We start from the raw sequence: 14,669 nt of genomic DNA, 5'->3' as shown, positions 1-14,669 counted from the left end.
GTCGGACCCGCTCCGCGCCCCTCTCGCCGGACTCCAGAAGGAGGCACGTGGACGTCCTCGTCCAAGGAGCACTCACCAGCGCCACCATCGCGCTGGTCGCCCTCGGGTTCTCCCTCGTCTACGGCGTAGGCGGGATCGTCAACCTCGCGCACGGCTCGTTCTTCATGATCGGCGCGTACAGCGCCTACGCCGCGTCGGACGCGGGCGCACCGCTGCTCCTCGCCGCGCTGGTGGGCGTCGCCGCGGCGATGGTCGCCGGGGTGCTGCTGGACCGGCTGGTCATCGCGCCCATCCGCCACCAGGAGGTCGCCGTCCTCATCGCCACGCTGGCGGTCGCGATCCTCGTGCAGTCGGCAGTGCAGTTCTTCTACGGCGGGCTCGAGCGCCAGCTGCCAGGCTTCGTCGACGGCCGGGTGAGCGTGCTCGGCGTGGGCCTGCGCCAGACCGAGCTGCTCGCCGGCGTCGCCGCTCTCGTGACCATCGTGGTCGTGCTCCTCGTCCTCACCCGCTCGCCCGCGGGTCGCATGGTCCGGGCGGTCGCCGAGGACGAGGAGGCGGCGGTGCTCGTCGGGGTGCGCCCCGAGCGCGTGACCCTCTACGTCCTCGCGATCGGCGCCGGGCTCGCCGGCCTCGCCGGCGTGCTCGTGGCCCCCTACGGCGTCCTCACGCCGACGATGTGGCTGCTGCCGCTCACCCAGGCCTTCGCGATCGTGATCCTCGGCGGTCTCGGCAGCATCCAGGGCACGGTGCTCGCCTCCGTGGTGATCGGCTTCCTCGACCGCTTCGTCGCCTTCAACGTCAAGGACGGCGGGATCAAGATCGGCCTCGTGACGGTGGCCGTCATCCTCGCGACCCTCGTGCTCCGGCCGCAGGGCCTGCTGGGGAAGGTGGCCAGGTGACGACGACGGAGCAGGCCGCCCCCGCTGCGGACGCCCCCCGCCGGGCTCCCGCAGGCAGCAGCCGACGGCTGCGTCCCACGCCCAACGTGGTCCTGCTGCTGCTCATCCCCGTCGTGCTCCTCTACCTGCCGCGGTTCGTCGCGAACACCACGCTGCTGCAGGCGATCTCGGTCGCGACGGTCTTCGTGATGTTCGCGGCCAGCTGGGACATCCTGTCCGGCTACACCGGCCAGGTGAACTTCGGCCACGCCGCCTTCATCGGCACCGGCGCCTACACCGTGGCGCTGTTCAGCAAGTACCAGCCCGACGTGCCCAACGAGGTCGCGCTGCTGGCTGGCGTCGGCACGGCTGCCGCACTCGGCGTCGCGATCGGCGTCCCCTGTCTGCGGCTCAAGGGCCCCTACCTCGCGCTCGCCACGCTGTCGGTCGCCGGCGCCCTGGTGCAGTTCACCTTCATCTACAAGGAGCAGCTCGGCGGCGAGGACGGCATCGCCGGCGTGAAGAACGTGCAGGACGGCGCCGTTACCGGACCGGTCGGGGAGGGGCTGGCGAAGCTCGTGCTCGGCCCGCTGACCTACGCCGGCAAGGGCGGCTTCGACCAGTACATCTACGTCAGCTACTTCGTGGCGCTCGTCGCCATGGTGCTCGTCGTCGGTGGGCTGATGCTGCTCGGATACGGCAAGCGGGGCCTCGTGCTGCGCTCGATCCAGCAGGACGAGCTCGCGGCGGAGGCGGCCGGTGTGCCCCTGACCCGCTACAAGCTCGCGGCCTTCGTGCTCTCGGCAGCCTGCGCCGGCTTCGGCGGCGGCATCTACGCCCAGATCCGCGGCACTGTGGCGCTCGACCTGCTCGGCGTCGACCTCAGCCTGCTCATCATCATCATCGCGGCCTTCGGGGGCGCGGGCTCGATCATCGGGCCGGCATTGGGGGCCTACGCCGTGATCCTGCTCCAGAACTACTACCTGGACCGGGCGTCCGACGTCTTCGTCGAGCACCCGGAGCTCAAGCTCGGGAGCTTCGCGCTGCTGCTCATCGTGGTGCTCATCGTGGCGCCGCGCGGACTCGTCCCTCCGCTCCTGCAGCGGTTGTCCGGCCGCGGCAGCCCGTCCCGCGCCGCGGGCGCAGCCCTGACGGAGTCACCATGACCGCGTTGCTCGAGGCCCAGGCCGTCACCCGCCGCTTCGGGGGTCTGACCGCGGTCAACGAGGTCAGCTTCTCCGTGGAGCAGGGCTCAGCGGTTGGCCTGATCGGCGCCAACGGCGCCGGCAAGACGACGCTGTTCAACTGCCTCACCGGGTTCGACAAGCCGACCAGCGGTGACGTCCGGCTGCGCGGCAAGAGCCTGCTCAAGCTGCCGCGTCACAAGGTGGTCGGCAACGGCGTTGCCCGCACCTTCCAGATCGTCAAGCCGTTCCCGGACTTGCCGGTGCTGGCCAACGTCATGGTCCCGCTCATCGTGCGCCGCACCAAGGGCGACGTGAAGGCCGAGGCCATGGCGGTGCTGCAGCGGGTGGGGCTCGCGCACCGCGCCGCGTCCCCGAGCTCCCAGCTGTCCGAGGGCGACCTCAAGCGCCTCGAGATGGCCCGGGCGCTGGCCACCGGCCCGGAGCTGCTGCTGCTCGACGAGCCCTTCGCAGGCCTGTCGACCAACGAGATCGGGGTCCTGTCCGACACGATCCGCCAGCTCAAGGACGACGGCGTCACCCTGGTCATCGTCGAGCACAAGATCGGCTCGCTGCTGGCGCTCGTCGACAGGGTCATCGCGATGGACCAGGGCCGGGTCATCGCCGACGGCGAGCCCGAGGTCGTCCTGCGCGACCCCGCCGTCGTGCGCGCCTACCTCGGCGGCGACCCCGACGCCAACTCTGACAGCACGGAGGGCACCGACGGTGAGTGACGGACTGCGTGAGCGCGTGCTGGAGGTGAAGGACCTCAAGGTGTCGTTCGGCAAGGCGCAGGTCCTCGACGGCGTGTCCTTCCACGTCGACAGGGGCGAGACCGTGGCCGTCGTCGGGCCCAACGGTGCGGGCAAGACCACCCTGCTGCGCGCGCTGTCCCGGCTCAACACCTGCACCGGCAGCGTGGAGTTCGACGGCCGCCCGCTCGCGAAGAGGCCCTACGACGTCGTCATGTCCGGGCTGGTCCACACGCCCGAGCGTCGCCGGCTGTTCCCGGGGCTCACCATCCGCGACAACCTCGAACTCGGTGCGCGGCGGCTGCGCAAGCAGCCCAACACCCGGGCCGAGGACCTCGAGCGCGTCTACGCGCTGTTCCCCAAGCTGAAGGAGCGCGCCGGGCAGACGGCCGGCACCCTGTCCGGCGGTGAGCAGCAGCAGTGCGCGATCGGCCGTTCGCTCATGGGGCGCCCGACCCTGCTGCTCCTCGACGAGCCCACACTCGGGCTGTCGGTGGGCGTCAAGGAAGCGATCATCGCCGGCATCCAGAGCATCCAGGAGTCGGGCACCACGATGCTGCTCGTCGAACAGGACGTGTCCTTCGCGTTCCGGTGCGCCGAGCGGGTGATCGTCCTCGAGCACGGCCGGGTGGCCCGCGAGGGCCCGACGGCCCAGATCGCCGCCGACCCCTACGTCAAGCAGGCCTACCTCGGCGTGGCCTGACCCCGACCGTGAGCCCTAGATTCGCCCTGACCCGCACCGAACGAGGAGTGACATGTCGCTGACCATCGCGAGCATCCTGGCGGAGTCCGCCGTCCGCCACGCCGACCGCACCGCGGTCGTCCTCGGCGACCTGCGGCTCACCTACGCCCAGCTCTGGGGCCACGCCAAGCAGTACGCCCAGGTCCTGCGCGACCGGGGCGTCGGCCCCGGCGACAAGGTCGCGCTGCTGCTGCCCAACACGCCGCACTTCCCGCTCGCCTACTTCGGGACGCTCGCGCTCGGCGCGGTCGCGGTGCCGGTGCACGCTCTGCTCAAGGCCGAGGAGATCGAGTACGTCCTCACCGACTCCGGTGCGAAGGCGCTGGTGTGCGCCGCCCCGCTGCTCGGCGAGGGCGCCAAGGGCGCGGAGCTCGCCGGCGTACCCGTCCTGGCTGTCATGGACGGGGGCGACGCGACGATCGAGCGCATCGACAACCTGGCCTTCGAGGTGCAGCCGATCGCGGCGGTCGAGCCGCGCGAGCCCGAGGACACCGCGGTGATCCTCTACACGAGCGGCACCACGGGCAAGCCCAAGGGCGCCGAGATCACCCATCTCAACGTGACGATGAACGTCGTCGCCTCGGCCATGCACTCCTTCGACATCGACGAGAACGACGTCGTGCTCGGCTGCCTGCCGCTGTTCCACACCTTCGGCCAGACCTGCTGCATGAACACCGCCTTCTACGTCGGCGCGACCGTCGTGCTGCTCCCGCGCTTCGACGGCGCGCAGGCCCTCGACCTGCTGGTCAAGGAGAAGTGCACGATCTTCATGGGCGTGCCGACGATGTACATCGGCCTGCTCGAGGCCGCCAAGACCTCCGAGGCCCGTCCGCAGCTGAAGTCCGCGCTGTCCGGTGGCGCGGCCCTGCCGGTGGCGGTGCTCGAGCGCTTCGCCGAGGTCTTCGGTACCCAGGTGCTCGAGGGCTACGGCCTCACCGAGACCTCGCCGGTCGCGACCTTCAACCAGGTCGGCTTCGAGCCGCGCCCGGGCACCGTGGGCAAGCAGATCTGGGGCGTCGAGGTCGAGGTCGCGAAGGCCGAGATCGACGACCGCATCGAGCTGCTGCCGACCGGCGAGCTCGGCGAGATCGTCGTGCGCGGCCACAACGTCTTCAAGGGCTACCTCAACAAGCCCGAGGCGACCGCGGCCGCGATCGTCGACGGGTGGTTCCGCACCGGCGACCTCGGCACCAAGGACGCCGAGGGCTACGTCACCATCGTCGACCGCAAGAAGGACATGGTCATCCGCGGCGGCTACAACGTCTACCCGCGCGACGTCGAGGAGGTCCTCGGGCGGCACCCGGCGGTGGCCCAGGTCGCCGTCATCGGGCTGCCCGACCCGCAGTACGGCGAGGAGGTCTGCGCCGTCGTCGTGCTGGACCCCGCGGGCGGGGAGCTCACCGAGGCCGACCTGGTGGCCTGGTCGAAGGAGAAGCTCGCGGCCTACAAGTACCCTCGGAGGGTCTTCTTCACCGACGCCTTCCCGCTCGGGCCGTCGGGGAAGGTGCTCAAGCGCGAGCTCGTCGCGCACTACAAGGAGAACAGTTCTTGAGGCTCGCCCCCCTCCTGCTTGCCCTCCCGCTGCTGCTCACCGCCTGCAGCAGCGAGGACCCCACCACCCCGGAGCCGACTGCCCTCGCGACGTCGGGTGACGACGACTGCGATCAGTTCGTCAACGCGACCGAGATCCCCGAGCGCTGCGTCCCCAACCAGGTCACGGCCAAGCCCGAGGTGCCGAAGGGCCGCTATCCCGCCACCTCCGCGGAGATCGCGGCCGTCACCCTCGAGGCCGAGGCCGGTGACCTCGCGCGCGGCGGCAACGACGCCGACCCGACCCTGACCACCCAGACCTTCCGGGTGACCGTGCCCAAGGGCGGCCGGCTCGAGGTCACCGCGGCGTGCAACGGCGCCACCTTCCTCGAGGTCGCGACCGTGCCCGACTCGCTGGCCGAGCTGACGATGTCGTGCTTCGAGGAGGGCTCGACGTCGGAGCTGTCGGTCAGCGATGACGTCTTCCAGCCCGCGCCGAAGTCCTTCGACGTCACGGTGACCACGCAGGCACCCTCGCGGTGGTTCGCCACCGTCGGCTCGACCTCCGAGGCCCTCCCGCCCGCCGCCGGCTGAGCCGTGCTCGTCCTCGGGCTCGACACCTCGACCCCGGCGGTCTCCGCGGCGCTGGTCGAGCTCGAGCCCGACGGCGCCGGCGGGGCGCGCTGGGTCGACTCGGCCACCTGGCAGCGGGTCGACGCCAAGCGCCACGGTGAGCTGCTCGCCACCGGCGTCCACGAGCTGCTGGGTCGGCGCGGGGTGCGGCCGCGCGACCTCGCCGCGGTCGCGGTGGGCCTCGGGCCGGGGCCCTTCACGGGGCTGCGCGTCGGGGTCGTCACCGCGGCGACCATGGCCGATGCGCTCGGCATCCCGGCCTACGGCGCCTGCAGCCTCGACGCCGTCGGGGCCTGGACCGAGGACCCGGGCCGCCGGCTCGTGGTCACCGACGCACGCCGCCGCGAGGTCTACTGGGCGGAGTACGACGAGGACGGCGAGCGCCTCGCCGGCCCGTCGGTGCTCGCGCCGGCCGAGCTGTCGCGACGGCTGCGCGAGACGTCCTGGCCGCAGCCCGACGCGGCCGGCAGGGTCGTCGGCGACGGCGCGCTGCTGCACCGCGACGCCTTCGAGGGGTTCGACGTCTCCGACGACGACCGCTACCCCAGCGCCGACGCGGTCGTCCTGCTCGCGGCCGTGCGGGTCGTCGCGGGCGCCCCGAGCGAGCCGCTCACCCCGCTCTACCTGCGCCGCCCCGACGCCGAGCAGCCCGCAGCCCCCAAGCGGGTGACGGCATGACGACCCTCACCCGGATGCGGTGGTGGCACCTCGACGAGGTGCTGCCGATCGAGCAGGTCGTCTACCCCGACGAGCGCTGGAGCGCGCGGGCCTTCTGGTCCGAGCTCGGCCAGGTCGACACCCGCCACTACGTCGTGGCGCAGGACCAGGGGTCGGTCGTGGGCTACGCCGGGCTGTGCGACTACCCCGACGAGGCCTTCGTGCAGACCGTCGCGGTGGCCCCGTCGCACCAGGGCAGGGGGATCGGGGCGCTGCTGCTGCAGGACCTGCTGGCGGAAGCCGACCGCCGTCGCAAGGCGCCCGTCGCCCTGGAGGTGCGGGCCGACAACGAGCCGGCGCAGCGCCTCTACGCACGGCACGGCTTCCGGCGTACCGGCGTCCGTCGTGGCTACTACCAGCCCTCGGGCACCGACGCGTGGGTGATGCAGCGTGGCTGACGAGCCGCTGGTCCTCGGCATCGAGACCTCCTGCGACGAGACCGGCATCGGGATCGTGCGGGGCACGACGCTGCTCGCCGACGCGGTCGCGAGCAGCGTGGACGAGCACGCCCGCTTCGGCGGGGTCGTGCCCGAGGTCGCGAGCCGCGCCCACGTCGAGGCGATGGTCCCGACCGTGCGCCGGGCCCTGGCCGACGCCGGCGTCGCGCTCACCGACCTCGACGCGATCGCGGTCACCGCCGGTCCGGGGCTGGCCGGTGCCCTGCTCGTCGGGGTCGCCGCTGCCAAGGCCTACAGCCTCGCCCTCGACGTCCCGCTGTACGGCGTCAACCACCTCGCCGCGCACGTCGCGGTCGACGTGCTCGAGCACGGCCCGCTGCCCGAGCCGGCGCTCGCGCTGCTCGTCTCCGGCGGCCACTCCAGTCTGCTGCGCGTCGACGACGTCACCCACGACCTCACCCCGCTGGGGCAGACCGTCGACGACGCTGCGGGAGAGGCCTTCGACAAGGTCGCCCGGCTGCTCGGCCTCGGCTTCCCCGGCGGCCCCGCGGTCGACCGGGCTGCCCGCGAGGGCGACCCGGCGGCGATCGCCTTCCCTCGCGGCAAGGTGCAGGGCGCCTACGACGTCTCCTTCTCCGGGCTGAAGACCGCCGTCGCCCGCTGGCTCGAGGCCCACGAGGGCGAGGTGCCCGTCGCCGACGTGTGCGCGTCGTTCCAGGAGGCCGTCGTCGACGTGCTCACCACCAAGGCGGTGGCGGCCTGCCGCGACACCGGCGTCGAGCACCTGCTCATCGGCGGCGGGGTGGCGGCCAACAGCCGGCTGCGCGCGCTCGCCCAGCAGCGCTGCGACGCCGCGGGCATCGTCCTGCGCGTCCCGCGGCCGGGGCTGTGCACCGACAACGGCGCGATGGTGGCGGCGCTCGGGTCGCGGCTGGTGGCGGCGGGTCGTGCGCCGAGCCCGCTCGACCTCCCGGCCGACTCCTCGATGCCGGTGACGCTCGTGACGGCGGGCCTGGGCGGATGACGGTCGCGCGGATGTGGGAGGCGCGGTGCGTCGCCGGGCGCACCGACGAGGCCGTCGCCTGGGTCCGGGGGGTCGTCGTGCCCGACGCGCTGGAGGCGGGGGCGAGCACCGCGGAGGTCTTCCGCAGCGAGGACCGGGTCGTGCTCATCACCCGCTGGCCCATCGCCCCGGTCTGGACCGAGCCGCGGCCGGTCGACGCCGTCGAACGAGCCCACGCATGGGACTTCGACGCGCTGCCGTGACGACCCGTCCATCCGACCGGTCGGCGGTCCCGATCGGATCGTCACCCTTTCGGCCGTATGTCCACCGCCCGCAGTAGGGCATCGTGATCATTGGGGTCACGAGGAGGTCGCGATGTCCACGGACGGGCAGGTCGTTCCGCTCGTCCGATCCCTGGGCGAGCCGGTGGCCACCCTGCTCGCCCTGCTGGCTGCCCGCACCCGGGTCCGCACCTGGGTAGTCACCGCCAACGGTCGGGTCGCTGCGGCGACCGGCCCGCACGCGCCGCCGACCGGGTCGGCCTGGACCCCTGCTGGCGACGCCGTCAGCGTCGCCCTGCCGGGCGCTGCTGGGCACGAGCTCGGTCGGCTGTCGGCAGTGGGCGGACCAGTCCACGACGAGGACCTCGTGCGGCTGGTCGCGGTCTCCGTCGCGGCGCTGGTGGAGGCGGCCGGCCTCGGTCGGGCCACGGACCGCACCGACATCGATGCCGAGATCGACGACCTGCTGGACTTCGTGCGCGAGCGTCTTCGGGTGTCGGCCGCCTTCCTCAGCCGGTTCGTGGGTGACCAGCGGGTCCTGCGGTCACTCGTCACCGCCGAGGGCGCGACGCGGGGGCAGGTGGAGCCGCTCACTGCCACGCTGTGCGCCCGGATCGCCTCGGGTCGCCTGCCGGCCCTCGTCCCCGACGTCCGCGCGCACCCGGACGCGGCCGATCTCCCCGCCCTCGCGCAGTCGGGGGTGCGGACCTACCTCGGGGTGCCGGTCGAGCTGTCGGACGGCTCGCTCTACGGCACCGTCTGCGCAGCCACGCACGAGGTGCGGCCGGACCTCGACGAGCGGGCCGTCGACCTCCTGAGGATCGTCGCCCGATCCGTCGTCCGGCTGCTCGAGCGGGAGATCGCGAGCGAGCGCCGGGCCACGTCGACGTCCCGAGCGGTCGCAGCGGTGCTCGCCGCGGGTGGGCCGCGGATGGTCTTCCAAGCGGCCGTCCCCATCGGGGGCGAGGGTCGGGGCTTCCTCGAGGCGCTGAGCCGCTTCGACGACGGCCGGCCGCCGGACGTGTGGTTCCGCGAGGCCACGGCCGCGGGGCTCGGCGTCGAGCTCGAGGTGGCCGCGGCGCGCGGCGGACTGCAGGCTCTCCGCCCCGGCGTGGATGTCTCGGTCAACCTCTCCGCCGCGACCATCACCTCGGGCGCGCTGCCGGGGCTGCTCGACGGGCTGCCGCTGTCGCAGGTGGTCGTCGAGGTGAGCGAGCACGAGGCCGTCCGCGACTACGCCGAGCTCGGCGCCGCGCTCGAGCCGCACCGGCGGGCCGGGCTCCGGCTGGCCGTCGACGACGCGGGTGCCGGCTACGCCTCGCTGCGCCACGTCGTGCGGCTCGCCCCCGACGTCATCAAGCTCGACATGAGCCTGGTGTCGGGCATCGACACCGACCCCTCCCGTCGCGAGCTCGCCGGCGCGCTCACGTCCTTCGCCCACCGCACCGGCGCGGTCGTCGTCGCCGAGGGGGTCGAGCGCCGGTCGGAGCACGAGGCGCTGCGTGAGGTCGGCGTGGACCTCGGGCAGGGCTACCTCTACGCCGTACCCGCTCCGCTGGGGCACCCGGCTTGAGTCGTTGGCACTCGTGGGGTTAGAGTGCCAACAGCACTGAGGCACCTGATCCCCGCGACGGCAGGCAGCTGAGGTCACCACCACCCGCCACGTCACAGGAGGCACGGCATCGTGACCACCCTTACCAAGGTCGCCATCAAGCCGCTCGAGGACCGCATCGTCGTCCAGGCCAACGAGGCCGAGACCACGACGGCCTCCGGCATCGTCATCCCGGACACCGCCAAGGAGAAGCCCCAGGAGGGCACCGTCCTGGCTGTCGGCCCGGGTCGCTTCGAGGACGGCAACCGCGTCCCGCTCGACGTCAAGGTCGGCGACAAGGTCCTTTACAGCAAGTACGGCGGCACCGAGGTCAAGTACGCCGGCGAGGAGTACCTCGTGCTCTCCGCCCGCGACGTCCTCGCCGTCATCGAGGGCTAGCAGCACGTCTTCACGGCGCCCCGGTTCCCTCACGGGGCCGGGGCGTCGTCATGAGCACCACCCCTAGACCTGGCTGTACCCGTCCATGAGAGGACACCCCGAAGTGCCCAAGTCCCTGCAGTTCTCCGAGGAGGCGCGACGCTCCCTCGAGCGCGGCGTCGACGCCCTCGCCAACGCCGTCAAGGTCACGCTCGGCCCGAAGGGCCGCAACGTCGTCCTGGCCAAGGCCTACGGCGGCCCCACCATCACCAACGACGGCGTGACCATCGCCCGCGAGATCGAGCTCGCCGACAAGCACGAGAACCTCGGCGCGCAGCTCGCCAAGGAGGTCGCGACCAAGACCAACGACGTGGCCGGTGACGGCACCACGACCGCGACCGTGCTCGGCCAGGCCATGGTCCACGAGGGCCTGCGGGCCGTCGCGGCCGGCGCCAACCCGATCGCGCTCAAGGTCGGCATCGACGCCGCCGTCGAGGCGGTCAACACCGCGCTGCTCGACATGGCCACCGAGGTCCAGACCCACGCCGAGGTCGCGGCCGTCGCCGCCATCTCCGCGCAGGACGCCGAGGTCGGCGAGCTCGTCGCGCAGGCCATCGACAAGGTCGGCAAGGACGGTGTCATCACCGTCGAGGAGTCCAACACCACCGGCCTCGAGCTCGAGCTCACCGAGGGCATGCAGTTCGACAAGGGCTACATCTCGCCCTACTTCGTCACCGACGCCGAGCGCATGGAGACCGTCCTCGAGGACGCCTCGGTGCTCATCGTCAACGGCAAGGTGTCGGCCATCGCCGAGCTGCTCCCGCTGCTCGAGAAGGTCGTCCAGGCCCAGAAGCCGCTGCTCATCGTCGCCGAGGACGTCGACGGCGAGGCGCTGTCGACGCTGGTCGTCAACTCGATCCGCAAGACCGTCAAGGTCGCCGCGGTGAAGGCCCCCGGCTTCGGTGACCGCCGCAAGGCGATGCTCCAGGACATCGCCGTCCTCACCGGCGCGCAGGTCGTGTCGGCCGAGGTCGGCCTCAAGCTCGACCAGGTCGGCCTCGAGGTCCTCGGCACCGCCCGCCGCATCACCGTCACCAAGGACGCGACGACGATCGTCGACGGCGCGGGCTCCGCGGCCGACGTCGCCGGCCGGGTCGGCCAGATCAAGAACGAGATCGAGGCCAGCGACTCCGACTGGGACAAGGAGAAGCTGCAGGAGCGGCTCGCCAAGCTCGCCGGCGGCATCGGCGTCATCAAGGTCGGCGCCCACACCGAGACCGAGCTCAAGGAGCGCAAGCACCGCCTCGAGGACGCCATCTCGGCGACCCGCGCGGCGGTCGAGGAGGGCATCGTCCCCGGCGGTGGCGCGGCCCTCGTGCACGCCGCGGCGGTCCTCGTCGACGGCCTCGGCAAGACCGGCGACGAGCTCACCGGCGTCCAGATCGTCCGCAAGGCGCTCGACGAGCCGGCGTACTGGATCGCCAGCAACGCGGGCCTCGAGGGTCGCGTCGCGGTCAACCGCGCCCGTGAGGCCGGCAAGGGCCAGGGCCTCAACGCCGCCACCGGGGAGTACGGCGACCTCGTCGCCCAGGGCGTCGTCGACCCGGTGAAGGTCTCCCGCTCCGCGGTTCGCAACGCCGCCTCGATCGCGAGCATGCTGCTCACGACCGAGACGATCGTCGTGGACAAGCCCGAGGAGCAGCTCGCGGACGCCGGCCACGGCGGCCACGGCCACTCGCACTAGGCACCACCCGCTCGCACCGGAGCCGGTGACCCCCACGTGGGGTCACCGGCTCCGCCGCGTCCGGTACCCGCCCCGCCCGCCCCGCCCCGCCCGCCCCGGCGAATGGGGATCCCCGTTGTGCGACCAGAGCCCCCGACGTGCCCATGGGGATCCCCATTCGCGGAGGAGGGGTGAACCCAGGGGTCGGCCGCGGGCTCTCGGCAGGTGTGGGAGCAGCAGCGTCGAAGACCAGGGGCATGAGGGCTCGAGGGCGTACGACGGCGTGGGTCGGCGTGCTCGTGGCGGCGCTCGCGGCGGGCCTGGCGGCTCCGGGCGCGCTGGCGGTGCCGCCGGTGCCGGTGCACGACCTGCCCTGCCCGGACGTCCAGCTGCTCGACCGCACCGTGCTCGTCGGCCTCGCGCCCGGCGCGCGGCTGCCCGCGCTGCCCGGCGCCCGGGCCTACCCCGGCAGCCCGCAGCTCGGCCTGCGCCCGCTGGTGCTCCCGACGGCCGCCGACGTGCCGGCCGCGATCGCGACCCTGCAGGCCGCGCCGGGTGTCCGCTTCGCCGAGCGCGACCTCGGGACCCGCGCGAGCCGGAGCCCCAACGACCCGCTGTTCCGCCAGCAGTGGGCCCTGACCGCGACCCGGGTCCCGAAGGCCTGGGACCGCACGACCGGCGGCGTGCTCGTCGCGGTGCTCGACTCCGGCGTCGACCCGTCTCACCCGGACCTCACCGGCAAGGTGCGGGCGGGTGGCGACTTCGTCGACGGTGACGCCGACCCCTCGGACGAGCAGGGCCACGGCACCGCCGTCGCCGGTGTGATCGCCGCCCGCAGCAACGACCGCACCGGCCTGGCCGGGGCGTCGTGGGGCGCGACGATCCTCGCGGAGCGGGTGCTCGACCACGACGGCGTCGGCAGCGCGTGCACCGCGGCGGTGGGCATGGTCGACGCGACCGACGCCGGAGCGTTGGTCCTCAACCTCAGCCTCGGCGGCCCGGGCGCCGGCCGCTGCCCCGGCGTCTACGCCTACGCCGTCGACTACGCCGCGGACGCGGGCGTCGCCGTGGTCGCCGCGACGGGCAACGACGCCACCGTCGACAACCCGACCAACTACCCCGCGGCCTGCGACGGGGTCATCGCGGTGGGGGCGACGGACCGGTCGGGGGGACGGGCGTTCTTCTCGTCGTACGGCCCGCATGTGGACCTGGTGGCGCCGGGGCAGGACGTGCTCGTGCTGGACCGCGAGGGCGCCGGTGACTACGGCTGGGCGTCGGGGTCGGGGACGTCGTTCGCGGCGCCGCTGGTCGCGGGGGTCGCCGCGCTGGTGCTCGCGCGGACCCCAGGCCTCACGCCGGCGCAGCTCGAGCAGCGGCTGGTCACGACCGCGAAGGACCTGGGCAAGAAGGGCCGCGACGACGGCACCGGCGCCGGCCTGCTCGACGCGGCGCGGGCGGTCGGCTAGCGGCGCGGGGAGCTGAGCAGCGCGCCGAGCTCGAAGTGCATCGGGTCGGTGTAGGACCAGTCGCCGCCCCAGCGGAAGCCCCAGGACTTGAAGATCTGCACGACCTTGGGGTCCATCGTGCCGGTGATGCCGCGGTAGTTGGTGGCGGCGTCGAGGTCGATCGCGATGCCCCAGGTGTGCAGCGAGATGGAGTTCTCGGGGTTGCGCTCGATGAAGCGCGGGACGTAGCAGCCGTCGTAGGTGGTGAGCGAGCCGGCGAGGCCGGCCTCGACGATGTCCTGCAGGGCGCCGCGCAGCTGCTCCACCATGAGTCGGTGGCAGGTCACCCGGCCGAAGATCGGCACGGTGGCGCTCACGATGTTGTTGCGGACCCAGGCGGCGTCGGGCTGGATCGTGCCGTCGGGGAAGTAGCGGTAGGAGAAGGCGCCGAAGGCCTTGGCGGCGCGGCTGCCGGACAGGAACGCGACCGGGTTGGCGGCGGGGGCGGTGAGCAGGTCGACCGAGGCGCCCGTGCCCGTGATGGCGCGCACCTTCGACGCGAGCGTCACCGGGTCGACGCCTGGCCCGGCCGACAGCAGCATGCCGGTGCGCTCCTTGAGCCCGAGGGCCTTGCCGGTCGCGTCGTCGAGGAGCAGGTCGGTGCCGGGGACGCCTGTGGTCGCGAGGGCGCCGAGGCGCAACGACGTGCTCTTGCCCGCACCGCTCGGGGCGGCCCGCAGGTCCTTGCCCAGCGCGAGCTTCAGGCCCGTCGCGAGCTCGTGGGAGGTCACGGCCTCACCGCGGGCGATCGACTGCCACACCGCGGTCGCCTCGGCGGTGCCCTGTGCGGTGAAGGCGCGGTAGCGCGCCGGGTCGACCGCGACGGCGTCGACCTGGTGGCCGTCCATGCGGACCTTGCCGGACCGGAAGGTGATGCTGGCGCGGGCGAGCTTCGTGAGACGGGCGGTGGTGGCCGTGGAGAAGGTCGCGGGGCCGGTGACGAGCACGTCGGCGCGGTAGCGGGTGGTGAGCGGCTTGAGGGTGACTCCCGGGCGGCCGCGGGTCCCGGCAGTGGCGGCTGCGGGGGCACCCGTGGCGGCCTTGGCGGTCTGCTCGGGGGCGGCTGCTGCGGAGCGGGCCTCGGGGGCGTCGCTGGAGCAGGCGGCGGCCGACAGCGCGAGCAGGCAGGTCAGTGCCGGGAGCGCGACCGGACGACGGGCCCGTGAGCGCGGACCGGACGAGCGCACCGCGGGCCTCCGGCTGGGTCGGTTCGACAAGCTGCTCTGCCGGGGGACCGGCAGAGCAGGGCGTCTGCTGACGATACGTCAGGAACCGGGCCCCGAAGTGCCCTGCGCGGTGTCCGCCCACCTCGGTGATCGGGAGATCTCGCCTGGCGCTTGAGTCGGAACGGGCC

At 73.1% G+C, this 14,669-nt stretch carries 15 protein-coding genes; 14 read left to right on the top strand and 1 reads right to left on the bottom strand.

All coding sequences use genetic code 11. The features are described from left to right. The first annotated feature begins 47 nt into the window (after nucleotides 1-47). From Q8R60_13510 to Q8R60_13445, 14 genes are all read left to right on the top strand, one after another. Nucleotides 48-899, top strand: coding sequence for a branched-chain amino acid ABC transporter permease (locus Q8R60_13510; protein ID MDP3713487.1), 852 nt, complete (start codon nucleotides 48-50; stop codon nucleotides 897-899). Beyond that, the gene (locus Q8R60_13505; GenBank protein MDP3713486.1) at nucleotides 896-2,044 is read left to right on the top strand and encodes a branched-chain amino acid ABC transporter permease; all 1,149 of its coding nucleotides are present in this window, start codon (nucleotides 896-898) and stop codon (nucleotides 2,042-2,044) included. Before Q8R60_13510 ends, Q8R60_13505 begins: the two co-directional genes overlap by 4 nt. Next, a complete protein-coding gene (locus Q8R60_13500) occupies nucleotides 2,041-2,796 on the top strand; it encodes an ABC transporter ATP-binding protein (protein ID MDP3713485.1) in 756 nt (251 codons plus the stop codon). The genes Q8R60_13505 and Q8R60_13500 overlap by 4 nt, the downstream gene beginning before the upstream one ends. Beyond that, nucleotides 2,789-3,517: an ABC transporter ATP-binding protein gene (locus tag Q8R60_13495; protein MDP3713484.1), complete on the top strand. Its 729-nt coding sequence runs from the start codon at nucleotides 2,789-2,791 to the stop codon at nucleotides 3,515-3,517. The genes Q8R60_13500 and Q8R60_13495 overlap by 8 nt, the downstream gene beginning before the upstream one ends. 52 nt (nucleotides 3,518-3,569) lie before the next feature. Then, complete coding sequence (locus Q8R60_13490) at nucleotides 3,570-5,108, top strand: long-chain fatty acid--CoA ligase (protein MDP3713483.1); 1,539 nt, start codon at nucleotides 3,570-3,572, stop codon at nucleotides 5,106-5,108. Further along, the gene (locus tag Q8R60_13485; protein MDP3713482.1) at nucleotides 5,105-5,680 is read left to right on the top strand and encodes a hypothetical protein; all 576 of its coding nucleotides are present in this window, start codon (nucleotides 5,105-5,107) and stop codon (nucleotides 5,678-5,680) included. Before Q8R60_13490 ends, Q8R60_13485 begins: the two co-directional genes overlap by 4 nt. A gap of 3 nt (nucleotides 5,681-5,683) precedes the next feature. Further along, entirely contained in the window at nucleotides 5,684-6,397 is a 714-nt protein-coding gene (tsaB, locus tag Q8R60_13480) for a tRNA (adenosine(37)-N6)-threonylcarbamoyltransferase complex dimerization subunit type 1 TsaB (GenBank protein MDP3713481.1), read from the top strand. Continuing rightward, nucleotides 6,394-6,834, top strand: a complete 441-nt coding sequence (gene rimI, locus Q8R60_13475) for a ribosomal protein S18-alanine N-acetyltransferase (GenBank protein MDP3713480.1) — start codon at nucleotides 6,394-6,396, stop codon at nucleotides 6,832-6,834. Before tsaB ends, rimI begins: the two co-directional genes overlap by 4 nt. After that, complete coding sequence (gene tsaD, locus Q8R60_13470; GenBank protein ID MDP3713479.1) at nucleotides 6,827-7,858, top strand: tRNA (adenosine(37)-N6)-threonylcarbamoyltransferase complex transferase subunit TsaD; 1,032 nt, start codon at nucleotides 6,827-6,829, stop codon at nucleotides 7,856-7,858. The genes rimI and tsaD overlap by 8 nt, the downstream gene beginning before the upstream one ends. After that, complete coding sequence (locus Q8R60_13465) at nucleotides 7,855-8,100, top strand: hypothetical protein (GenBank protein MDP3713478.1); 246 nt, start codon at nucleotides 7,855-7,857, stop codon at nucleotides 8,098-8,100. The genes tsaD and Q8R60_13465 overlap by 4 nt, the downstream gene beginning before the upstream one ends. A gap of 112 nt (nucleotides 8,101-8,212) precedes the next feature. After that, the gene (locus tag Q8R60_13460) at nucleotides 8,213-9,691 is read left to right on the top strand and encodes an EAL domain-containing protein (protein ID MDP3713477.1); all 1,479 of its coding nucleotides are present in this window, start codon (nucleotides 8,213-8,215) and stop codon (nucleotides 9,689-9,691) included. A gap of 108 nt (nucleotides 9,692-9,799) precedes the next feature. Then, nucleotides 9,800-10,108 carry a co-chaperone GroES gene (gene groES, locus Q8R60_13455; GenBank protein ID MDP3713476.1) on the top strand — a complete coding sequence of 103 codons (309 nt, stop codon included), beginning with the start codon at nucleotides 9,800-9,802 and terminating at the stop codon, nucleotides 10,106-10,108. Between the two features lie 103 nt (nucleotides 10,109-10,211). Further along, the gene (groL, locus tag Q8R60_13450) at nucleotides 10,212-11,831 is read left to right on the top strand and encodes a chaperonin GroEL (protein ID MDP3713475.1); all 1,620 of its coding nucleotides are present in this window, start codon (nucleotides 10,212-10,214) and stop codon (nucleotides 11,829-11,831) included. Nucleotides 11,832-12,067: 236 nt separating this feature from the next. Beyond that, nucleotides 12,068-13,276 carry a S8 family serine peptidase gene (locus tag Q8R60_13445; protein MDP3713474.1) on the top strand — a complete coding sequence of 403 codons (1,209 nt, stop codon included), beginning with the start codon at nucleotides 12,068-12,070 and terminating at the stop codon, nucleotides 13,274-13,276. Here the strand turns inward: Q8R60_13445 and Q8R60_13440 are convergent. Next, nucleotides 13,273-14,502 carry a M15 family metallopeptidase gene (locus Q8R60_13440; protein ID MDP3713473.1) on the bottom strand — a complete coding sequence of 410 codons (1,230 nt, stop codon included), beginning with the start codon at nucleotides 14,500-14,502 and terminating at the stop codon, nucleotides 13,273-13,275. The two genes, Q8R60_13445 and Q8R60_13440, sit on opposite strands and share 4 nt — an antisense overlap. Nucleotides 14,503-14,669: the final 167 nt, after the last annotated feature.

This window comes from Mycobacteriales bacterium (assembly GCA_030697205.1).
Taxonomy (GTDB): domain Bacteria; phylum Actinomycetota; class Actinomycetes; order Mycobacteriales; family SCTD01; genus JAUYQP01.
The sequence above is the reverse complement of the archived record's forward strand: the minus strand, read 5'-3'. Positions and strand labels throughout refer to the sequence as shown.